Here is a 20480-nt window from a genome sequence, read left to right as displayed (position 1 = left end):
CAGAGTCATCCTGGTGTGATGAACACTGTGTTTGTGGATTCGGGTGAGAAGGCGCGGCGCAACGCGTACAAGGAGCAGCACGTGTCACCGCTTGGAATGCTCTGGGGCTTGATCGTGCTGAGTTGGACGCGTTGTACGACTGGCTGGATGAGCGGCTTGGCGTCGAAGGCTGTGACCACAGCCTCCGGCTGACCGAGGNATTCGGGTGAGAAGGCGCGGCGCAACGCGTACAAGGAGCAGCACGTGTCACCGCTTGGAATGCTCTGGGGCTTGATCGTGCTGAGTTGGACGCGTTGTACGACTGGCTGGATGAGCGGCTTGGCGTCGAAGGCTGTGACCACAGCCTCCGGCTGACCGAGGTGTGGGCGTCGGAGCGGGTATCGACTGGCCGACGCTGCGGGAGGCTCTAGGGGGATGCCGGCGGGTATTGCGACTGCGAGGTCTCGGCCAACACGGACCCGGATCAGACGGCGTAGGCACTGTTTGGCGGGTGGGTCGAAGCCATTCGCCAAGCACGGCGATCATGGTGGTGGCCTCGTACCGGACGGATAATTCGTCGAATTGGGTGGCCACCGCCCCGTTCCACTTCAGTCGAGTGCGCTGCCGCCGCGACTGCGGGCGGGTTCGACCAACGCCGGAACAGGTGGGACACCAACGCCGCGTGTTCGGTCACGACAGCGTTGGTTGGCGATGCCCGTAAGTTCGCCGCCAGGGTGTGCTCGCTGCGCGGACAGGAGTCGGATGTATGGATGGCTGCCGTCGATGCCGATAGCCGCCCAGCCGTGCGGGCGTTCGTCCCGCGCTCGGCGCCGCCATTGCGACGATCATCGCGGCCGCGCGCGGCAGGTCGACGCCGAAGGACACCGATGACGACCCGTAGCCCGGACCAGCACGGTGTGGACCATGTGACGGTGTCATTTGTTGGTGTTACTCGGTGGCGAGTCGGTTTTCGGCCCTGGTCAGCACCTGTGCTGACCAGCTCTCGCGGTCCTTGCCGCCGGCGCGGAGCGTCTCCTGGATGGGGTCACCGAGCGCCCGCGCAAGGGCTTCCAGCACGATGCGTCGTTCCACCGGGTCGTCATTCCCGGGGTGAGCGAGCTCGATCAACCGCGTGAGGAGCCCGGTGTCTGCGTGGTCACGTAAATATTCGCCCGCGATCGAGGCGGCAACGTGCCGGACTTCGCCAATGTGATCCCAAGAAACGCCGCGGAGAAATATCCGTATCGAGTCCAGATAAGTCTCCGTCAGACCCCAGAACGTGCACAGAGTCTGCAGGGCGAGCCTGGCAAGTTCCGGGTCACCCCCAGTAAGGAAACTGGCGACGAGGTCTTCGTGCTCCGTGGCGGAGGAACGGCCGACAATGTAGAGAAGCCGGTAGGTCCGTTCTTCATCGTCGGTGGACTGGAGTTCGCGTACCACTTCGGCGATTTCCCGCTTGTGTAACAAGCCAAGTTTGGCCCGGTCGACGAGATCGTCGAGGTCGATGCTCATGATTGGTTCCTCGGCGCGAAGTTTTCGGACAGGTCCAGCATCTTAATGGCGCGGTTAAGATCTGACATGGCGGCTCCCTCCGGTCCCAGCGAAGGCGTTGACCTGGTTGTGCCGGGCGTACGCCGACTGGGCCGACCCGCGGTTCGGTCGCTACCAGCAGGCCCTGGAGCGCAACGGGGTCGACCTAGTACAGCTGGGATAGGGTCCTCGCGCAAGAACGGCGCGGACATCCGGATGACCGTGGACGAGATGGAGACCCTGATCGTGCACCCGTCGGTCGACGCGTTCGTCTTGGCCAGCGGCGACAACGACTTCTCACCGCTGGTGTCGAAGCTGCGCGAATTCGGCAAATACGTGATCGGCGTCGGCGCAGAAACGTCGTCGGTGAAGCCTCCCACGAAGACTGGGAACCGCAGGCGGGTAGCGAGGGACGATCCGGTTCCAAATTGGTCAGTGAGTTACTGCTCGTAGTTGAGTAGGAGTGCCTGGTTCTGGCCGCTCACGGCGACGGCAAGTGCTTGCTGCTCGCGGGCGTACCGGTGTTCGATCTTGTTGGCAGCGCGACGAGGAATTCGAGGTTCGCCCGCACCGGGGCGGACTTGTCGGGCCAGCGGTGCTGCACACAGGTGGCCAGATCCCAGCGCTTCGGTTCACCTTCGATCCGTTCCAGCCGCCGTGTTCGTCCCCGAGCGCGCCAGTACCGGAAGTCGATGCTGTCCCGAGTGAGTTCGGCGTGTAGGAGGTAAAGCCAGGCAAGGTGCATGTGAACTACAAAGCCCTCGAAGGAACGGACCTCTGATGGAGCGTTGGACAAGCGCACGGCGAACTGCGCTTCATCGCGAGAAGCGTCGACCATGTGCGCGAATCGTGGTCGCGGTGCCATGCGGTGAAAGTTGAGAGCTTCGAATCTAATTTTACTAGGCCCCAAACGCTCAGTGCCGATCTGATCGGAATAGCATTGAAGGCTTCCACTACGCCCGTGGATTGCGGCACCGCGGTGTCGGGACGCCAGCGCTGCCGGTGGCGCCTTGCCCGCAGGATCCTGGGCGGTTGTGATCGACACATCGCCGGGGCGTTTGCGGCCGTGGCCCGTGAGGCGCGACAGTACTGTTACGGGGGGTGCGGTTATGGCCTCACCGTCGACGGGTCGAGTGCGGCGGGTCGCCAGGAGAAAGGGAACCGGTGTGGGCGAGCAGATGCAGATCGGCGAGGTGGCCGAGCGCACCGGGCTGTCGTTGCGGACTATCCGCTACTACGAGGAAGTGGGCCTGGTAGTTCCCAGCGCTCGCAGTCAGGGCGGTTTCCGGCTCTACACCGACCCGGACGTGGACAGGCTGGAGCTGATCAAGCGGATGAAGCCGCTGGGATTTCAGCTGGAGGAGATGCGCGACCTGTTGGCGATCCTCGACCCGGTCCCGGGAAGCCCGACGGTGAAGGACCCGACGGCCCGGCTGGCGGAGTTCGGTGCGACCGCTGACAAGGCCTGTGCGGAGCTGCGTGCGAAGTTGGCCATCGCCGAGGAGTTCGCCGATCTTCTGCGCTCGCACGTCTCCGCTCGTACCCGGTCGAACTGATCTCATATTTCTGGAGATCGTCGCCGGAATGCGCTGGGACTACCGCAGTGGAAGCAGGGGCGTTGCGAGGCGGAACGTGATCTGAACCTCATTCAAGTCAGGCGACTTCGCGAGTGAGGGATTTCTACCCTAACGTAAGGTGAGAGTTGCTGATGGGGTGCCCGCCGCTGTGCCGAGGGCATCGACGCTTTCGCCTTCGAATGTTGAGCCGAGGAGTGTTCCTTGCGTGCAGGACTGGCCGCTGTGACTGCTCCGGGTTAGCCCTCCCGGGCGGGCGATGCCAGGACAGGCTGACAAGCGCCATCCGCTCTCGCCAAGTCTCTCAACACGCCATGGAGGCGTGAGCTCACTTAGCGCCCTGCGGGGGCGCCCGAGAAAGTCAGGTCGTCTGCCTGTGCCGAATCTTGCGTCCCGGACGTCGTCGCGTCTGCGTGTTTCGAGGCCTTCGTGGTTGTCTCCGAAGGTGGCCCGCACGGAGATCCTTGCCGGCCTGGTGGTCGCGCTCGCGCTGATTCCGGAGGCGATCTCGTTCTCCATCATCGCGGGCGTCGACCCGAGCGTCGGGCTGTTCGCCTCGTTCACCATGGCGGTGGTGATCTCGATCGTCGGCGGTCGCCCGGCGATGATCTCCGCCGCGACCGGTGCCATCGCACTCGTTGTCGCGCCGCTGGCTCGGGAACACGGTCTCGGCTACCTGATCGCCACGGTCATCCTGGGTGGGCTGTTCCAGATCGTGCTCGGCTCGCTGGGCGTGGCCAAGCTGATGAGGTTCGTCCCGCGCAGCGTCATGGTCGGTTTCGTCAACGCGCTGGCCATCCTGATCTTCCTGGCGCAGGTGCCGGAGCTGATCGACGTACCGTGGCCTGTGTATCCACTGTTCGCGGCCGGCCTCGTGCTGATGGTGCTGTTTCCCAAACTCACCAAAGTGGTCCCCGCGCCACTGGTGTCCATTGTGGCCTTGACGGCGCTGACGATCGCCGCGGGCATCGCGATCCCGACCGTGGGAGACAAGGGCGCGCTGCCTTCCTCGCTGCCGGTGCCGGGTGTGCCGGACGTGCCGTTCACCTTCGCCACTCTCGGCCTGCTCGCGCCTTATGCGCTCGCGTTCGCGCTCGTTGGGCTGATGGAATCGCTGATGACCGCGAAGCTCGTCGACGACATCACCGACACCCATTCCAACAAGACCCGCGAGGCCGTCGGCCAAGGAATCGCGAACGTCGTCACCGGGATCTTCGGCGGCATGGGCGGCTGCGCCATGATCGGCCAGACCATGATCAACGTGAAGACCTCAGGAGCGAGGACCCGGCTCTCGACGTTCCTGGCCGGGACGTTCCTGATGATCCTGTGCATCGTGTTCGGCCCGCTCGTCTCGCGGATCCCGATGTCCGCCCTGGTGGCCATCATGGTCCTGGTCGCGTTCGGCACCTTCGACTGGCACAGCATCGCCCCGGCCACCCTGAAGCGGATGCCCGCGGGCGAGATCATCGTCATGGTCGTCACCGTGGGCGTCGTGGTGGCCACCGACAACCTCGCCATCGGCGTCGTGGTCGGCTCGATCGTCGCGATGGTGATCTTCGCCCGCAGGGTCGCGCACCTGGTCGAGGTCACCGCCGTCCTCGATCCGGACGGTACCCAGGTCGTGTACGCGGTCACCGGCGAGCTGTTCTTCGCCTCCAGCAACGACTTGGTCTACCAGTTCGACTACGCCAACGACCCGGACAAGGTCGTCATCGACCTCACCGACGCCCACATCTGGGACGCCTCCACCGTCGCCGCCCTCGACGCGATCACCACCAAGTACGAATCACGAGGCAAGACCGTCGAGATCGTCGGCCTGAACAAGCACAGCGCCCGCATGCACGGGACACTCTCCGGTGAACTCGTCGGCGGTCATTGACCGCTTGAGCTCTGGAACAGGTTGTCCAGGTGGGCGCCCAGCATCCTCTCGGCGGTGTGAACGGTGAGCTGTCCGATGAGGATACTCGTACCGGCGCCGTGGCTGAGCGCCACCAGATGTGCGGCGGCGAGATCGACGTCCGTGTCGATGGCCAGCTGGCCGTCGGCTTGAGCGCGCTGCAGGGCGTCCACGAGCCGGCGGTGTAGCCCGTCGACCGAAGTCGCGAAGGGTTCGGCTGCCAGGCCCGGATCGGTCATCGCGAGTGCCGCGTAGGCGGAGCCGACCAGATGGAAGGCTCTGCTCTCGTCGTCGGTGGGCAACGCTTCGGCAAGGAACGCCTCGACGAACGCTCGCGGGGGCGCTGGATCGGATAGCGCGGCCAAACGTCGCTGCCAGCGCTCGTGACTTTGCCGCTCCAAGTGCCGCAACGCGCCGAGCAGTAACTGTTCCTTGGTCTCGAAGTAGTACTGAACAAGACGCAGTGACACTCCGGACTCCGAGGCGACCGCCCGCATCGTCACGGCGTGCAGGCCGTCGCGGGCCGCGACCCGTACCAGCGCGTCGGCGATCTGTGCGCGGCGCTGCTCGTGGTCGACCGTCTTGGGCACTCGTCTCTCCCTTCTCCGTGCCGCGAGATGATACGCGTGTATATGATACGTATGTACCATAACGTCATGACGCGTTCCGACCGCGACAAGATCGTCCTCGCTTTGGCCTGTAGCGCCCAGTTCATGGTCGTCCTCGACATTTCCGTCGTGAATGTCGCGTTGCCCGCGATACAGCTGGCGCTCGGCTTCCACGGCGACGCCTTGCAATGGGTGGTCAACGCTTATGCGCTTCCGTTCGCCGGCCTTCTCCTGCTCGGCGGGCGCCTGGCAGACCTGTACGGCCGGAAGCGTGTCTTCCTCGCTGGCCTCGCGTTGTTCACCGGAGCGAGTCTTGTCGGCGGGCTCGCAGACAGTGCTGGATTGCTCGTCGCGGCGAGAGCTGTACAAGGGATCGGCGCGGCGGTGTTGGCACCCGCCACGCTCACTGTCCTCACCGGCACCTTTCCCGAGGGGATCGCGCGCAGCCGGGCGCTGGCGCTGTGGACGGCGGTAGGAGTCGCCGGTGGAACCGCGGGGAACCTCTTGGGCGGCCTGCTGACCGAGTTCTGGTCCTGGCGTTCGATCCTGCTGATCAACGTTCCGATCGGCATGGCCGCCGTGGCCTTGGCCGTGCGCTCTTTGGCGGGTCATGGGCGGCCGGCGACTCCACCACGGTTGGACTTCCTCGGCGCGGTCTTGGCGACGACCGGCTTGATCGCTCTGGCCTACGGCGTCGACCAGGCCCGTTCGGTCGGCTGGTCGGCGCCGGCGGCCCTCGTGCCGTTGGGGATGGCTGTCACGGTGCTCGGAGGTTTCGTGGCGATCGAAGCGAAAGCGGCGGTGCATCCGTTGTTCCCGCTGCGGTTGTTCCGGTCGCGGGCGATCAGCGTCGGCAACGTGATGATGCTGCTCGCCGGGGCGTGTTTGAACCCGATGTGGTTCTTTCTCGCGCTCGCGATGCGGGACGTCCTGCAGTACGGACCGGTGAAGACGGGGCTCGGTTTCCTCCCGCACACCTTGGTCACGATCGCCGTCGCGGCTTGGCTGACGCCCTGGTTGATGCGCTACCTGGACAGCCGGACTTTGGTGGCTATCGGTGCCGTGCTGGCCGCGCTGGGCTTTCTGTGGCAGAGCCGCCTCGGAGTGGGCAGCGACTATCTGGGCGGCATCTTCGCGCCCGCTGTCGTTTTTTCGATCGGAGGAGGCCTCCTCAACACCCCGCTCACCACGACGGTCACCTCCGGGGTCGATGTCGCGGACGGCGGCGCCGTCTCCGGGTTGATGAACACCACGAAGCAGGTTGGTGGAGCGCTCGGCCTCGCGATCTTGGTGTCCGTCGCGGGATCGGTGGATCACCGGAAGGCGTTCCTGATCATTGCCGCGTTGATGCTGATGGTCGCCGTGCTCGCTTTCCTGCTCCCTGCACGTCGCGATGGCCGGGTGACTGAATGAGCGGCAGTGAAACCAGGCCGAGGTGTCGCCCCGGATGCCTGTTGCGTGAGCTTCCGTGGTTCACACGCGCTTCGGCGCTCTCGCAAAGACCGCCGCCACCGTGCCGAAGGCGAGGCAGATCGCGATGATCACCGCCATCGGGAGAGCACTTCCGGTGCCGAAGGCGCCGACCAAGGGGGAGGTGATCCCGCCGAGCAAGAACTGCCCGCCTCCGAGCAACGCGGACGTCGCTCCGGGCGCATCGCGTCCGAGTTCTTGTGCCGACGTCATGACGGCAGGGAAGTAGAGCCCGAAAGCCATGATGAACGCGAACAGGCACGACCAGGTCAGCGCCAGGGAGTTCACGCCCAGGAGCGACGCGCCGACCAGAAACAGGATGGCGACCAACCCGCCCGAGATTCCCGTGAGGAGCAGGATTTCCACGGTGAAGCGACGGACCAGTCGTCCGAAGAGGAAGCTTCCGGCCATGCTGCCGACAGCGTTGACGCCGTAGATCAAGCTGGTCAGGCCAGTGGACGCGCCATGAACCTCGTGGAAGACGAACGAGGACCCGGCGAGATAGGTGAAGACGCCCGCGCAGCCGAAACACAGACTGAAAACCTGCCCCATGAGCCGCCGGCGCCGGAGTAGGACGCCGACCATTCTCACCGTGGCGACCGGCCCACCTTTGCTTCGTCGCGAGCGCGGTAGTGACTCCGGGACCCACAGAAGGACACCTCCGACGAGCAGGAGGCCGACCGCGGCGAGCACCCCGAACACCGCGCGCCAGGATGAGACGCTCAGTATCGCGCCGCCGAGCATGGGGGCAAGGATCGGCGCAGCCGAGCCGATGGCGGCCAGAGCGGAGAACCTCTTGGCCGCGGTGTCCCCCTGAAAGAGGTCGGTGATCACCGCCCGGGCGACGACGATGCCCGCGGCTCCCGCGATGCCCTGGCAGAGCCGAGCCGCGTTCAGTACCTCGATGGTTGGCGAGACGGCGCATAACGCGGAGCAGACGGCGAACGCCGTGCTGCCCCAAAGAAGTACTCCGCGTCTCCCGACCGCATCACTGAGTGGTCCGAGTAGAAGCTGTCCGGCCACGACGCCGATCAGGAACATCGTGAGCGACAGCTGTGCCGACGACACGCTCGCCCCGAGCGATCTGCTCAGATCGGGGAGGCCGGGAACATACATGTCCGTCGCCAAAGGAGCGACCGCCGTGAGAGTGGCGAGAACAATGATGATCAAGCCGTCACGTGAACGGTGCGTGACACCCGAAGTGGGCGAATCGTGTGTGGTGCGTGTCACCGCGCACTCGTCCAGCGGCCTGTGCGCGGCGGGGTATGCGAGGTCAGCGTAGCCATGAGAGCAACGCTAACACTTCGTAGTCTCTCGACGTTTCCCTAGTGGCAGAGTCGAATTGGCACGCTTTCGCGTACTATGGCACTCAGGGTGGGGGAGAGGTACTGGGGCTGTTGGGGGCAAACTGGGAGGTGGGTTTGAGCTACACCTACGACCCTGAGCTTACGAGAGCATTGGCGATGCTGCCCGATGTGGATCTGGCCGACCTGGCCGGCACCAGAGCGAAGCTCAGGTCGGCTGAATCCGACGTATCGAATGGCTTTCTTCCTTGCGGCGCAGACGTTTCCGAACGGACGGTCCCCGGTTTCGGCGAGGAACCGGACGTTCCGGTCCGGATCTATCGTCCGGCCGGGACCGGCGGTCGATCCGCGGTGCTGCTCTACCTGCATGGCGGTGGGTTCGTTCTCGGTGGCCTGGACACGGTCCACGTGACGGCAGCGGAGATCGCCGCCGAGACCGGCGTGGTCGTCGTCTCCGTGCGGTACCGGCTCGCTCCGGAAAATCCCTTTCCCGCGGCGTTGAAGGACTGTCTCTGTGTGCTGTCGCGGGTGGTGGCCGGAGACGCGGGAGTCGACGCGGATCCTCGCCGGATCGGGGTGGGCGGCGACAGCGCCGGCGCAGGTTTGGCCGCCGGGGTGGCCTTGGCCGCGCGGGATGGGAACGGGCCGCCGGTCGGTTTCCAGTTGCTCAACATGCCCGCTCTGGACGATCGGCTCGAAACACCCTCGATGCGGACGTTCGTCGACACGCCACTGTGGACGCGCGCGCAAGCCCTGCTCAGTTGGCGGTATTACCTCGCCGAGGGCAAAGCAAACGGCGGGGTGGGCTGGGCGCGGTACGCGGCACCGGCACGCACTGACGACCTCAGGGGCCTGCCGCCGGCCTACGTCGCCGTATGCGAATTCGATCCGCTCAGGGATGAGGGGCTCGACTACGGGCGCCGTCTGGTCGAGGCGGGTGTGAGCACCGAAATCCACCTCTACCCGGGGACTTTCCATGGCTGTACAAGGATTCCCCACGCCGATGTGGCGCGCCGGATGCGGAACGACGCGCACTCGGCGGTTCGTCGGGCGTTGCTGCCCGGGTCGTCGCGCTGAACCTTTCACCGCCGCGGCAAGAAACATCCCATCGTAGGACCGGCTCAAGCCTCGTTCAAGAAGTGGCTGCGATCGTCGGACTCGCCGAAGCCAACAGGTAGCAGACGGGAGAACGAGGATGCGTGACGAACGGGTCATCCTTGTCACGGGCTCATCGTCGGGGATCGGGGCGGAGATCGCGAAGCTCGCGGCATCGCGGGGGATGCGTGTCGTGATCAACTCCAGTCGATCGGTCGCCGAAGGCCGTGACCTCGCGGCGTCCTTGCCGGACGCCCACTATGTACGTGCCGACATCTCGGACGCGGACGAGGCAAGGCGGCTCGTGGACGAGACTGTCGCGCACCACGGGCGATTGGACGTGCTGGTGAACAACGCCGGGACCACCCGGCGGATTCCCCATCAGGACATCGACGCGGTGGACGGCAAGGTCTGGCGGGAGATCCTCGACGTCAACCTCCTCGGCACATGGAACGTCATCCAGGCGGCGCTGTCGCCCTTGCGCACGGTGAACGGCAGCATCGTGAACATCTCCTCGATCGCGGGAAGCCGGCCCGCGGGCAGCAGCATTCCTTACGCGGTGAGCAAGGCCGCCGTCGAACACCTGACGAGGCTGCTCGCCAAGGCGGTGGGCCCGGAAGTCCGAGTGAACGCCGTCGCCCCCGGACTTATCGATACGAAGTGGACGGCGGACTTCGCCGACATCCGGGAAGAGGTCCGCGCACACACCCCGCTGCGGAGGATCGGGACTTCCGAGGAGATCGCGGACGCCGTCCTGTGGCTCGCGGAGGCTCCCTACAGCACTGGAGAAGTGCTCGGCGCGGACGGCGGCGCACACCTGTTGTAGAAGTACCCGCGAACGGAGGATCATGGAACTGGCGATCAATCTCGGCATCGACGGTGCGGTGGAAATCGCGCGGGCCGCCGAAGAGGCGGGCTTCTCGATCGCTCTCGCCTCGGACAACTTCGCCACCGACGCGCTGACGGTTCTCTCCTACGTCGCGGCGAGTACTCGACGGATCCGGCTGATGTCCGGCGTGATGCAGATCCCCGCACGGCCACCCGCCACGACGGCGCTCGCGGCGGCCTCCCTCGCGGTGCTTTCCGGGGGCCGGTTCAGCCTCGGTCTAGGTGTATCGAATCCCCATGTCTCGGAGGGGTGGTACGGCGTTCCCTTCGATGCGCCACTGGGCAGGACCCGGGAGTACGTCAGGATCTTGCGGAGGGCCTTGGCCGGGGAAGCCGTTCAGGTCCACGGAGAACACTTCCGGCTGCCGGCTGGGAGACACGGCGGCGTTCCACTGGCGCTGGCCACTCGGCCGTTGCCGGGCGCGATGCCCATCTACCTTGGTGCCGTAGGGCCGAAGAACCTTCGCCTGACCGGTGAGATAGCCGATGGCTGGATCGGCGCCTTCTGTTCCCCGCAAGAGGTCCGCGCGGCCGTGGCCGAGCTGGCCGAGGGACGGTCCGCCGCAAATGCGACCATGGCCGGCTTCGATGTCCTGCCTTGCGTCACCACGTACATCGACGAGGACGTCGAAGCCGCCGCCGACCGCCTCCGGGACCACTACGCGAAACTTTTGGCGGTCGGAAGCGTCGACGAGAACTTCTTCTGCAAGACCCTCACCCGGGACGGGTTCGGAGAGCAGGCCGTCGAAATCCACGAACGGATGCGAGCCGGAGACCGACAAGGCGCGGCGGCGGTGGTGCCGCTCGAGTTCATCGACAACACCGCACTGCTCGGGCCGCCGGCGCGAGTCCGGCGGAAGATGGCCGCCTATGCCGAGGCGGGCGCCACGACGCTGGGCATCATGATCACCGCCGCCAAAGCGGACACCATCGAGAAGATCACACAGGTTCACGCCGTCAAGGCGGCCGGGATCGCGGCGTGATCGTCCGACCACCCAAGGAGGAATCGATCGTGCTCACCACCGTCCCCGATGGCCTGCTCTCGACGAAGGCCGAGGAGATCGCGAAACTCGCCGACGAACACGCCGCTGTCGCGGACGCACGACGTCATCTCGAACCGAAAGTCGTCGAGGCCCTCGCGGAAGGAGGTTTCCTCCGGCATTTCGTTCCCGCCGCGTTCGGTGGCAGGCAAGGGGGCTTCCTGGACTTGCTGAAGGCAGTGGACATCCTGGGCCGCGCCTGCCCGTCGACCGCTTGGATGGCGTCGCTCCTGGCACATGGCGGCAGGATGGTGGCGCACCTTCCCGAGGAGGGAAAGGAGGCATTGTGGAGCGGCGGGCCGGATGTGTACATCGCCAGCGGGCTCGTTCCCGGCGGCGAAATGCGCCCCGACGGCAGCGGCTGGCGAATTTCGGGACGTTGGACGTTCGTCAGTGGCGCGGACCTGGCGGATTGGACTCTGCTGTCATCGTTCGCTGCCGATGGGGCCGACAAGAAGCCTTGGTGCTTCATTGTCCCGAAGAAGAGTCTCGTCGTGGAAGACACCTGGTTCAATCTCGGCATGCGCGCGACCGGGAGCAATACGGTCGTGCTTGACGGCGTATTCGTACCACGTGGCCACGCGTTCGAGCGTGCTTCTCTCGAGGCTGGACTTCCGGCGGGCGAACCCGCTTGTCATCGGGTGCCGCTGAAGGCGGTGAACGGCCTGTCGTTCGCGGGTCCGTTGCTCGGTGCGGCGAAAGGAATGGTCGACCGCTGGACGACGTGGATGACCGTCAAGAAAGCCGGCCCGGATGGGAGGCGTCCCGCCGAGCGGGATAACGTACGGCACGATCTCGCGCGCAGTACCGCGGGAATCGGAGCCGCTGCTCTCCTGCTCGAAAACGTCGCCCGGCGAGCGGACGGCGGAGGAACGTCCACGGACGACATCGAACGGAATATGCTGGACTGGTCATTCGCCACGACCCTGATCCGAGACGCGGCGGATCTGATCTTCTCGGCATCCGGCACGTCGGCACACCATGAAAGTCACGAGCTGCAGCGATTCTGGCGTGATATCCACAGCGCGTCCAGTCATTTCGCGCTGAGTTTCACCAATGCCGCTGGATTGTTCGGCGGAAAAGTCTTCTCGGAAACTCGATGATTCGCGGCGGTGAACAAGTTATTTCGACACGGTACTGTCGCATGGCCAGGGATAGCACGGTCGCCGTGTCCGACGGTCAGTGGCGGTGGTTAATTTCCCACCGCCTCACCCTGATGGCGGATTGAGCAAGATCAAGGAGGGTGGCACATTGAGAATAACCAAATGGTAAAGCAAGCCCGAAATACACGCGCAACCCTGACTTACATTTCGCCTGGGAGGCGTTGTGCTGCGCTTGGGAAGTATTCTTGCATAACGGTATGTCGTCATGCAAGTTCGAGCGCAATGGTATGTCCTCTTGCGGCAAGGTGGACGACCTGGGGCACACGGAAAGTTCGCTAGGGGGCAAAATATGCACGCACGTTTGCTCGGACCATTGACCATAGGAAACGGGCAGAGAGAGGACGCTCCCTCGTCCAACAAGGAAAAGCAGCTGCTGTCGCTGCTTTTGCTCAACCGGCCGAACATCACGTCGACGGACATGATCATCGGTGAGCTCTGGCCTGAATCCGCTCCGCGCAGTGCCATGGCGACACTGCAGACCTACATCGCTCACCTCAGGCAGTTTCTCGTGCACCTCACCGGGGAGTCGTCCGATGTGGTCTCGAGTACCCACCTCGTCCATCGTGCTCGCGGGTATCTGCTCGGATTCGACGACCTGGGGCTCGACATCACCGCGTATCGGGCCATGGAGCGCCGGATCTACCGGCACATGGACGAGAAGGACTACGTGGCGGCGGTCCATGAGTGTGACGCCGCGCTCGGGCTGTGGCGTGGCTCGGCTCTGGTCGACGTGCGTGCCGGGCAATACGTCCAGGCCGAGATCGAAGGACTGGAGCAGTCCCGTATGTCGGTCACGGAAACACGCATCGAAGCGGAGCTCGCGTTGGGTCGTGACCACAAGGTCCTCGGCGAGCTGTCCAAAATGGTCGCCATGCACCCGTTGCACGAAGGGCTGAGCTACAAGTACATGCGGGCTCTGGCGAACTCCGGATATCGGGTGCGAGCACTCGAGATCTACCGGAAGCTGCACCGGGCGATGGTCGAGCAACTCGGTGTCGAGCCGGCGCTCGGACTGCGACACCTGCACAACTCGATCCTCAACGAGGACTACCAGTACCGCACCGCGGGCTGATCCCACGAAACAGGAAGAAGGTGCTGGCATGACCACTGGATCCGACGGCGCGGGCGACAAGGAACTCGCCGTCTTCATCATCCTTCAGATCCCCGGCAGGGAAGAGCAGCACAAGCTCGCGAACGCCGTTCAGGCGCAGATCGATTCGTGGATCCGCACCTGCCCCGGGTTCCTTTCGTCGCGACTGCACCTGTCGAACGACGGAACCCGGATCGTGAACCACGCTCGCTGGAAGGACACCGACCACTACGAGTCGAAGTTCCTCGCCGACCCGCGAAAGGCCGGGCTCGACAAGGCGATCGCCGAGCACGCGCTCGCGGCGCCCACTGCCTTCCGCTGCTCGGCGTTCGAGCCGGGGAGCTAGTTCGTGGCCGCGGAGCGACCGGTCGACGATTCGATCCCCGTGGAGAGCCTGGTCGGTACCTGGGAGCTCCGCTCCTATCACGATCTGGGCTCCGAGGGTGAGGTACGTGAAGGCCCGCTCGGTCCGGAGCCGTCCGGACTGCTGCTCTACCGTGAGGATGGCTTCATGTCCGTGTCGATGATGCGGACGGGGGTGTCGGGTCGGTCCGGACACACCGAGCTGTTCATGGGCTACGCCGGCTCTTGGCATACGGAAGGACGCAGCGTTTTCCATGACATCCGGGTGAGTTCCCATCAGCACATGGTGGGAACCCTGCAGGAACGCCGGGTCACGTTCGGGAGCGGGGAGCTGGTGCTGCGAGGCACCGCGATGATCGCCGGGAGGCCGAGGGAGCGCGTGCTCAGCTGGAGGCGGTTCGGCGTTTCCTGAACGGCATGAGCCGGGGATGAGGTGCCCGTCGGCACCTCATCCCCGTTCTTCATTTCACTTTCAGATCCGTTCGAGCCGCGTGCAGCATCGTGGTCCGGCTGTTGCGGCCGAGTGCGTAGCGGAGGTACTCACGCGCGTCCGCCAGCGCCCTGTCCTTGCCGAACATCTCCGCGGCCGCCACGGGATCGATGACCACGGTGTGCCGGGCGGTCGCCCGGCTGCCCTCCTTGCCGTCGTGGAAGGTCCACAAGCCGCTGTGCCCGAGCAGGAGATGTGGAGGTTTGAGCTGTTTGTAGGCGATCCACGCGTTGTCCTGGCAGATACGGATCGACCGGGTTGTGTGGGTCGAACCGTCCGCGGTCAGCGTCTCCATCTCGAGTTGCTGGACACCCGGAGTGTCCTCGTCGAGCCGCACCCGCCGGACATGGGGGAGTCGCTGCGGCCAGAGGTCGGCTTCGTTGATGAAGTCGTAGGCGGTATCGGACCCGCAAGGCAGATCGACGGTGTCGGTGAACGAGAAGAGCACTTCGTCCACGGGATGACCGCATTCGGCGATCCGGGCGAGCGCCTCCAGTTCCTCGGTGCTGTTCCGGTCGACCGCGTTGCGCAGGGACCTGGCGGTAGCGGGTTTGTCGTCAAGCAGGCTGAAGTGATGCCGCAGTACCACCTCCGTGAGACCGGCGCTCTTCTCGCGAAATTCCCATTCGCCGCCCATCGACGCCACCGGTGGGTGGCTGCGTTCCTGGCCGAATCGGACGAGCAAGCTCTCGGGTTCCAGGCTCCTTTTGGATGTCCAGTCCGCCACCGCTCCGTTCACCAGTGCCCACAGCCGGAAGCGCTCTTCCCGCTCGTCGCGCTCGATGTGCTCGACGTGCAGGCTCGGACCGAAGATCGCCGGCCACCGAGTGACGTCGGCGATCAGGTCGTACAGCACCGAGGCCGGTGCCGCGACGGTCCGGGTGTGTTCGGTTTCCTGAAGTGTTCCGCTTGTCATGAGATTCTCCTCCTCAGCCGTCAGCCGACGGACGTCACCGCGCGGCAGCGCCCACGCTGCCGACGAGTTCGAGCAGGTCTCGCGGCGTCTCGACTTCGGCGACGTCGTCCTCGGGAAGATCGACCCCGAAGTCGCGTTTGATGCGGGCCGCACTCTCCATCAAGGCCAGCGAGTCGTAACCGAGGTCTTCGAACGGGGTGTCCAGGATTTCGCCGTCGAGCCCTCCCGGGTCGTCACCGGCACAGTCGATCAAGATGCGTTTGAGATCTTCGAGAGTCATGATCGTCTCCTTCGTTCGGTCTACCGGATCAAGCACGCAAGGCACGGATCACGAGCGCCGAGTTGAAACCCCAGCGTCCGCGTGCCTGGATGAGGACGGTGTCGACATCGGCGCTCCGTGGCTCTCCCACCACGAGGTCGAGACCGTGGAAATGCCGAGAGGGCTCAGGGATCGCGACCGGAGGGACGACGTCGTCCCTGATCGACAGGAGGGCGGTGAGGACGTCCACCGGGCCACCGCCCGAGTAGAGGCGGCCGAAAGCGGCCTTGGGCGCGGCGACCGGAACCTTGCGCCTCCCGAAAAGGTCGTTGAGGGCGCCGGCCTCCGCTCGATCCAGTTCCGGCAGCCCTGCCGCGTCGGCGAAGACCAGGTCGATGGCGTCCGGAGTCAAACCTGCGTCGGCGATCGCCAGCTCGGCGGCCTGCTTGAGGCCCGGCGGCCTGCCGCTGCCAGGCTTCGGGTCGAAGGTGGCGGCGTATCCGGCGATTTCGCCGTGCAGGCGGGGCGCGCCGCGACGCATGGCCGCGGTGAGTTCCTCGAGTACTAGGATCGCGCCACCCTCACCCGGCACGTAGCCCGCGGCTCGTTCGTCGAACGGCAAGTAGGCGTAGCGAGGGTCGGACTCGACGCTGACCTGTCCGCCCGCTTGCTGGGACGCCCATCCCCACGGGTCCAACGCGGAGTCCACTCCACCGGTGAGGACGAGCGGGGTGCCACGCCGGATGGTCCGGCGAGCGTGCCCGATCGCGTCCAGCCCGCCCGCCTGCTCGCCCACGAGCGCGGCACCAGGGCCGCGCATTTTGTGCCTGATCGAGATCTGGCCGGTGTTCACCGCGTAGAACCAGGCGAACGACTCGTAAACGCTCACCGACTGCGGTCCTTGGCTCCACAGCTTGTTGAACTCCCGATGGGTGAACTCGAATCCGCCCAGGGCGTTCGAGGTCACCACGCCCATGTCGTAGTCACGGATCTTCTCCGGGTCGAGCGCGGCGTCCTCGATGGCCCAATCCGCGACGGCGAGCGCGATCTGGGTCGAGATGTCGGTCTGTGGCAACAGCCGCCCCGGAAGATGGTCGGCACCCCGGAACTCGGTGATCTCGCCCGCCAGCTTCGCCGGATGTCCGGCCGTGTCGAATCGGCTGAGTTCACGGAGCCCGTTCTGGCCGGCGAGAATCGCCTTCCAGTATTCCTCGGTGCCGAGACCGAGTGCGGTGGCCGCGGACATCCCCGTGACCGCTGTTCGCGTGCTCATTCGCGTACTCCTTCAGGTTTGCGCAGCACCATCGCGCTCTGGAAGCCGCCGAATCCGCTGCCGACGGTCAGCACCGCGCCGAGCTTCTTCTCCCTCGCTTGAACAGGCACGTAGTCCAGGTCGCATTCGGGGTCGGTCTCGTGGAGGTTCGCCGTCGGAGGGACGAGCGAGTACCGCATGGCGAGCAGGCAAGCGGCGATCTCGATGGAGCCGATGGCGCCCAGTGAATGCCCGACCATGGATTTGATCGAGCTGATCGGCACGTTTCGCGCGTGCTCACCCAGGCTTCGCTTGAAGGCCGCGGTCTCATGCCGGTCGTTCTGCTTGGTGCCGGAGCCGTGCGCGTTCACGTAGTCGATTTCACCGGGGTTGGTCTTGGCCTCGTCGAGCGCGACGCGGATCGCCTCCGCCATCTCACGGCCGTCCTTCTTGAGCCCCGTCATGTGGTAGGCGTTGCACCTGGTCGCGTACCCGCCGATTTCGGCGTGGATCCGGGCCCCTCGGGCCTTCGCGGCTTCGTACTCTTCGATGACGAACATCGCCGCTCCCTCTGCCAGGACGAACCCGTTACGGGTGCCATCGAAGGGGCGCGAAGCCTGTTCGGGGGTGTCATTACGTGGGGTCGTCGCCTTGATGGCGTCGAAGCAGGCGACGACGATCGGCGTGATCGGGGTGTCGGTGGCACCGGCGAGCGCGAGGTCGACAGTGCCTTCGCGGATCAGCTGCGCCGCGTAACCCACCGAGTCGAGTCCCGAAGTGCATCCATCGGACACCATCGTCACGGGTCCCTCCGCGCCGACGGCCCAGGCGACTTCGGCGGGCATCACGCCCGGGCTGAGGTAGTCGAACATATGCGGGGACAGGTAGCCGGGATCGACTTCCCACGCGGCGCCCGAGTCGGACAGGACCAGGTACTCGTTTTCGAGGCTGGTCGCCGAAGCGACGGCACTGCCGAGACAGACCCCTATCCGATGCGGTGCCACATCGGTTGGTGAGCCGCTGTCGGCCAGTGCCTCCTTGGCACAGGCGACCGCGAACTGGGTCGCCCGGTCCATCTTCCTGATCTCGCGCGGAGTGAAGCCTTCCGCCTCGGCGTCGAAATCGACTTCGCCCGCGACCTGTGAGCGGAACGCCGCCGGGTCGAAGAACGAGATCGTGCGGGTGGCGGTGCGGCCTGCGGACAGCAGGTCCCAGAATTTCTCCTGGCCCACGCCGCCCGGGGAACGGACACCGATCCCGGTGATGACTGCACGTCGATTCATGCTGCTCGTTTCCTCAAGGATGAAGGCGCACCCGGCTTGATCGGATGGCCGGTCTGGGAAAACGATGAACTCGACAGCCAGAGGGGTGGTTGAAGCGGGCAGGAGTACCCACTACCGGGTAGTGGCCGTCGGGTGATCCTCCACCAACCCTCTGGGCGCCCCCGGGATCTTCGGTCGACATGAGGATCGCGCTCACCACCTTGGGTTCGCGCGGCGACGTGCAGCCATTCGCCGCGCTGGGGGAGGAGCTGCGCAAGCGTGGCCACGAGGTGGCACTGGCCGCGCCGGCGGAATTCCGCGCACTGGCGACAGAAGCCCGAGTCGAGTTCGCCGCGGTTCCCGGATCGCCGAGCGAATTCCTCCCCGGCGGCGCCAGACCGTCGATGGACGACGCCGAGTTGGTGCGGTCGCTGAGGAAGAGCACCAGTGCCATTCGATTGTCCGCGGCACTGAGAGTACTTCCGGAACTCGCCCGAGACGGCGAGACCGAGGTATGGCAACGGCTTCGAGAGGTCGCCGAAGGCGCGGACCTGGTGGTCAACGCGATCCTGACCAGACCGGTCGCCCTCACGGAGGAACCGCCGACGCCATGGTGCGGCGTGTCGTGGTGGCCCGGCAGTACGACGGCCGCGGCGCCCGCCCTCGGTGCCTGGCCAGTCCCGCTGGGGCCTGCCTATAACCGTCTGACTCATGGTGCCCGGGCGAGTGTCGAGTGGCTTCGGGCACGAAGTGCCGTCAATGTGATTCGGCGACGTCGGGGTTTGCGGCCGCTGGGATTCCGTTCCCCGCTGCGCGCACTGGGCGTCGAGCGTCCGGTCCTGTACCCCTTCAGCCCGGCGGTGTACCGGCCTCCGGCCGACTGGCCGCCGTCCGCGCATGTGACCGGCTACTGGTATCTGGACCGGTTCCACAGCCCGCCGAGGGAACTCGCTCGGTTCGTGGCCGCGGGGTCGTCCCCGGTCGTCTGCACGATGGGGACGTTCTGGGCCACGGATATCGAGGACCGCCGAGCACGAATGGTGATCGGGGCCGCACGGGCTTGCGGACGGCGGGTGGTGCTGGTCGGTGGCTGTTCACGACAACACGCACCCGACGTCTTCCAGATCGGCGAGACGGACTACCGCTGGTTGTTCCCGCTCGCCTCGACGGTCGTGCACCACGGTGGGCTCGGGACGACGGGCGAGGTCGTGCGCGCAGGCGTGCCTCAAGTCGTCGTGCCCAGCGGCGTCGACCAGCCGTTCTGGGCGGCGAGGCTCCGGGAGCTGGGAGTCACGGCGACACCGCTGCCCGCGCCGAAGCTGACCGAACGTGGCTTGACGACCTCGATCCTGTCCGCGCTGACGGACCGGCGGATCGCCGAACGCGCGGAGCTGCTCGCACACCATGTCCGGGCGGACCGAGGAGTGGAGTCGGCCGCCGACGTGATCGAACGCTGGGGTCAGGGAAAGGACGAGAAAGATGACGTCGACCGTGAAGGGTAAGACGGCACTGGTGACCGGTGCGGGCCGGGGAATCGGCCGCGCGATCACCCGCGAACTCCTGAACGCCGGCGCGTTCGTCCTGGCAGGAAGCCGCAACGCCACAAGGGATCTCGCCGACCTCCGGTCCGCACAGGACGAACTCCACACGGTCGACGTCGACCTCTCTCGGCCGGACGGCGCGAGCGATCTGGTCGACGCGGCGCTGTCCCGGTTCGGAACGATCGACATCGTGATGAACAACGTCGGCGGGCCGCCCGGCGGAACACCGCGCTTCGGCGGGTTCCTGGACGTATCCGACGAGGAATGGATCGCCGGACTGGAGCTGAACCTGATGAGCCTGATCCGCGTCGTCCGCGCCGCACTTCCGTCGATGCTGACCGGCGGAGGCGGTTCCATCGTGAACATCTCGTCCGTCAACGCCTTACGGCCGGACCCTCAACTGGTGGACTACTCGGCCGCCAAAGCGGCGGTACGCAACCTCGCGAAGGCGTTGTCCATCGAGTTCGCCGGACGAGGGGTTCGCGTGAACACCTTGTCACCAGGCCCTGTCCGGACGTCCGTCTGGACCCGGGAAGGCGGAATCGGTGATCAGATCGGTGCCCAGCTGGGAATCGGCCGAGAGGAAGCTATGACGGCCGTCGCCGACGGCATGGGCGGGATATCCCTCGGCAGGTTCGGCACTCCTGAGGAGATCGCGCGGGTCGCTGTGTTCCTGGCCTCGCCGGAGGCGTCCTTCATGACCGGAAGTGACGTCGTACTCGACGGGGGATTGATCAAGACCCTCTGATCGTCCACAGG

General features: G+C 65.6%; 22 protein-coding genes. 14 read left to right on the top strand and 8 right to left on the bottom strand.

Annotated features, from left to right (window positions below):
• The first annotated feature begins 284 nt into the window (after positions 1-284).
• A complete protein-coding gene (locus ACXIZN_RS16105; protein ID WP_457955388.1) occupies positions 285-410 on the top strand; it encodes a DUF2695 domain-containing protein in 126 nt (41 codons plus the stop codon).
• A 517-nt stretch (positions 411-927) separates the two neighbouring features.
• Here ACXIZN_RS16105 and ACXIZN_RS16100 read toward each other — a convergent pair.
• Entirely contained in the window at positions 928-1491 is a 564-nt protein-coding gene (locus ACXIZN_RS16100) for a hypothetical protein (protein WP_457955386.1), read from the bottom strand.
• A gap of 234 nt (positions 1492-1725) precedes the next feature.
• Between ACXIZN_RS16100 and ACXIZN_RS16095 the strand changes: the two genes are divergently transcribed.
• A complete protein-coding gene (locus ACXIZN_RS16095) occupies positions 1726-1962 on the top strand; it encodes an NYN domain-containing protein (RefSeq protein ID WP_457955384.1) in 237 nt (78 codons plus the stop codon).
• 28 nt (positions 1963-1990) lie between these two features.
• On the opposite strand, the gene ACXIZN_RS16090 is transcribed toward ACXIZN_RS16095, so the two are convergent.
• A complete protein-coding gene (locus tag ACXIZN_RS16090) occupies positions 1991-2347 on the bottom strand; it encodes a DUF3644 domain-containing protein (protein ID WP_457955382.1) in 357 nt (118 codons plus the stop codon).
• A 328-nt stretch (positions 2348-2675) separates the two neighbouring features.
• Here ACXIZN_RS16090 and ACXIZN_RS16085 point away from each other — a divergent pair, with 328 nt between their 5' ends.
• The gene (locus tag ACXIZN_RS16085; protein WP_457955380.1) at positions 2676-3065 is read left to right on the top strand and encodes a MerR family transcriptional regulator; all 390 of its coding nucleotides are present in this window, start codon (positions 2676-2678) and stop codon (positions 3063-3065) included.
• 463 nt (positions 3066-3528) lie between these two features.
• Positions 3529-4962: a SulP family inorganic anion transporter gene (locus tag ACXIZN_RS16080; protein WP_457955378.1), complete on the top strand. Its 1434-nt coding sequence runs from the start codon at positions 3529-3531 to the stop codon at positions 4960-4962.
• Here ACXIZN_RS16080 and ACXIZN_RS16075 read toward each other — a convergent pair.
• The gene (locus tag ACXIZN_RS16075; RefSeq protein WP_457955376.1) at positions 4956-5570 is read right to left on the bottom strand and encodes a TetR/AcrR family transcriptional regulator; all 615 of its coding nucleotides are present in this window, start codon (positions 5568-5570) and stop codon (positions 4956-4958) included. The genes ACXIZN_RS16080 and ACXIZN_RS16075 overlap by 7 nt on opposite strands.
• Between ACXIZN_RS16075 and ACXIZN_RS16070 the strand changes: the two genes are divergently transcribed.
• On the top strand, positions 5550-7001 hold the full coding sequence (locus tag ACXIZN_RS16070) for an MFS transporter (RefSeq protein WP_457955374.1): 1452 nt from the start codon (positions 5550-5552) through the stop codon (positions 6999-7001). The two genes, ACXIZN_RS16075 and ACXIZN_RS16070, sit on opposite strands and share 21 nt — an antisense overlap.
• A gap of 60 nt (positions 7002-7061) precedes the next feature.
• Here ACXIZN_RS16070 and ACXIZN_RS16065 read toward each other — a convergent pair whose 3' ends face one another.
• On the bottom strand, positions 7062-8288 hold the full coding sequence (locus ACXIZN_RS16065) for a multidrug effflux MFS transporter (protein ID WP_457955372.1): 1227 nt from the start codon (positions 8286-8288) through the stop codon (positions 7062-7064).
• A gap of 191 nt (positions 8289-8479) precedes the next feature.
• Between ACXIZN_RS16065 and ACXIZN_RS16060 the strand changes: the two genes are divergently transcribed.
• The 7 genes from ACXIZN_RS16060 to ACXIZN_RS16030 all read left to right on the top strand — a co-directional run bounded on the left by ACXIZN_RS16060 (position 8480) and on the right by ACXIZN_RS16030 (position 14413).
• The gene (locus ACXIZN_RS16060) at positions 8480-9439 is read left to right on the top strand and encodes an alpha/beta hydrolase (RefSeq protein WP_457955370.1); all 960 of its coding nucleotides are present in this window, start codon (positions 8480-8482) and stop codon (positions 9437-9439) included.
• Between the two features lie 118 nt (positions 9440-9557).
• Positions 9558-10283, top strand: a complete 726-nt coding sequence (locus ACXIZN_RS16055; protein ID WP_457955368.1) for an SDR family NAD(P)-dependent oxidoreductase — start codon at positions 9558-9560, stop codon at positions 10281-10283.
• A gap of 22 nt (positions 10284-10305) precedes the next feature.
• Entirely contained in the window at positions 10306-11328 is a 1023-nt protein-coding gene (locus ACXIZN_RS16050; RefSeq protein WP_457955366.1) for an LLM class flavin-dependent oxidoreductase, read from the top strand.
• Between the two features lie 29 nt (positions 11329-11357).
• On the top strand, positions 11358-12488 hold the full coding sequence (locus ACXIZN_RS16045; RefSeq protein WP_457955365.1) for an acyl-CoA dehydrogenase family protein: 1131 nt from the start codon (positions 11358-11360) through the stop codon (positions 12486-12488).
• A 373-nt stretch (positions 12489-12861) separates the two neighbouring features.
• Positions 12862-13620, top strand: a complete 759-nt coding sequence (locus ACXIZN_RS16040; protein ID WP_457955364.1) for an AfsR/SARP family transcriptional regulator — start codon at positions 12862-12864, stop codon at positions 13618-13620.
• Between the two features lie 28 nt (positions 13621-13648).
• On the top strand, positions 13649-13984 hold the full coding sequence (locus ACXIZN_RS16035) for an antibiotic biosynthesis monooxygenase (protein WP_158634314.1): 336 nt from the start codon (positions 13649-13651) through the stop codon (positions 13982-13984).
• Positions 13985-13987: 3 nt separating this feature from the next.
• Complete coding sequence (locus tag ACXIZN_RS16030; protein ID WP_457955363.1) at positions 13988-14413, top strand: lipocalin-like domain-containing protein; 426 nt, start codon at positions 13988-13990, stop codon at positions 14411-14413.
• A gap of 49 nt (positions 14414-14462) precedes the next feature.
• On the opposite strand, the gene ACXIZN_RS16025 is transcribed toward ACXIZN_RS16030, so the two are convergent.
• Genes ACXIZN_RS16025 through ACXIZN_RS16010 form a run of 4 tightly spaced genes read right to left on the bottom strand, consistent with a single transcriptional unit; the run spans position 14463 to position 18201 of the window.
• A complete protein-coding gene (locus ACXIZN_RS16025) occupies positions 14463-15407 on the bottom strand; it encodes an aromatase/cyclase (RefSeq protein WP_457955361.1) in 945 nt (314 codons plus the stop codon).
• A 34-nt stretch (positions 15408-15441) separates the two neighbouring features.
• The gene (locus ACXIZN_RS16020; protein ID WP_125737583.1) at positions 15442-15687 is read right to left on the bottom strand and encodes an acyl carrier protein; all 246 of its coding nucleotides are present in this window, start codon (positions 15685-15687) and stop codon (positions 15442-15444) included.
• A gap of 28 nt (positions 15688-15715) precedes the next feature.
• Positions 15716-16939, bottom strand: coding sequence for a ketosynthase chain-length factor (locus tag ACXIZN_RS16015; RefSeq protein ID WP_457955360.1), 1224 nt, complete (start codon positions 16937-16939; stop codon positions 15716-15718).
• A complete protein-coding gene (locus ACXIZN_RS16010; protein ID WP_457955358.1) occupies positions 16936-18201 on the bottom strand; it encodes a beta-ketoacyl-[acyl-carrier-protein] synthase family protein in 1266 nt (421 codons plus the stop codon). Before ACXIZN_RS16010 ends, ACXIZN_RS16015 begins: the two co-directional genes overlap by 4 nt.
• A 179-nt stretch (positions 18202-18380) precedes the next feature.
• Here ACXIZN_RS16010 and ACXIZN_RS16005 point away from each other — a divergent pair, with 179 nt between their 5' ends.
• The gene (locus ACXIZN_RS16005; RefSeq protein WP_457955356.1) at positions 18381-19682 is read left to right on the top strand and encodes a glycosyltransferase; all 1302 of its coding nucleotides are present in this window, start codon (positions 18381-18383) and stop codon (positions 19680-19682) included.
• A complete protein-coding gene (locus ACXIZN_RS16000; RefSeq protein WP_457955355.1) occupies positions 19660-20469 on the top strand; it encodes an SDR family NAD(P)-dependent oxidoreductase in 810 nt (269 codons plus the stop codon). The genes ACXIZN_RS16005 and ACXIZN_RS16000 overlap by 23 nt, the downstream gene beginning before the upstream one ends.
• The last annotated feature ends 11 nt before the right edge of the window (positions 20470-20480 follow it).

The organism is Amycolatopsis sp. TRM77291 (genome assembly GCF_054166285.1).
This window is presented reverse-complemented; position numbering and strand designations above follow the sequence as displayed.

Excerpts from the sequence above, each read along its gene's own strand:
- ACXIZN_RS16055 (WP_457955368.1), top strand. The coding sequence starts at position 9,558 with ATGCGTGACGAACGGGTCATCCTTGTCACGGGCTCATCGTCGGGGATC.
- ACXIZN_RS16020 (WP_125737583.1), bottom strand. The coding sequence starts at position 15,687 with ATGACTCTCGAAGATCTCAAACGCATCTTGATCGACTGTGCCGGTGAC.
- ACXIZN_RS16000 (WP_457955355.1), top strand. The coding sequence starts at position 19,660 with ATGACGTCGACCGTGAAGGGTAAGACGGCACTGGTGACCGGTGCGGGC.
- ACXIZN_RS16035 (WP_158634314.1), top strand. The coding sequence starts at position 13,649 with ATGACCACTGGATCCGACGGCGCGGGCGACAAGGAACTCGCCGTCTTC.
- ACXIZN_RS16010 (WP_457955358.1), bottom strand. The coding sequence starts at position 18,201 with ATGAATCGACGTGCAGTCATCACCGGGATCGGTGTCCGTTCCCCGGGC.
- ACXIZN_RS16015 (WP_457955360.1), bottom strand. The coding sequence starts at position 16,939 with ATGAGCACGCGAACAGCGGTCACGGGGATGTCCGCGGCCACCGCACTC.
- ACXIZN_RS16005 (WP_457955356.1), top strand. The coding sequence starts at position 18,381 with ATGAGGATCGCGCTCACCACCTTGGGTTCGCGCGGCGACGTGCAGCCA.
- ACXIZN_RS16095 (WP_457955384.1), top strand. The coding sequence starts at position 1,726 with ATGACCGTGGACGAGATGGAGACCCTGATCGTGCACCCGTCGGTCGAC.
- ACXIZN_RS16090 (WP_457955382.1), bottom strand. The coding sequence starts at position 2,347 with ATGGTCGACGCTTCTCGCGATGAAGCGCAGTTCGCCGTGCGCTTGTCC.
- ACXIZN_RS16025 (WP_457955361.1), bottom strand. The coding sequence starts at position 15,407 with ATGACAAGCGGAACACTTCAGGAAACCGAACACACCCGGACCGTCGCG.
- ACXIZN_RS16100 (WP_457955386.1), bottom strand. The coding sequence starts at position 1,491 with ATGAGCATCGACCTCGACGATCTCGTCGACCGGGCCAAACTTGGCTTG.
- ACXIZN_RS16050 (WP_457955366.1), top strand. The coding sequence starts at position 10,306 with ATGGAACTGGCGATCAATCTCGGCATCGACGGTGCGGTGGAAATCGCG.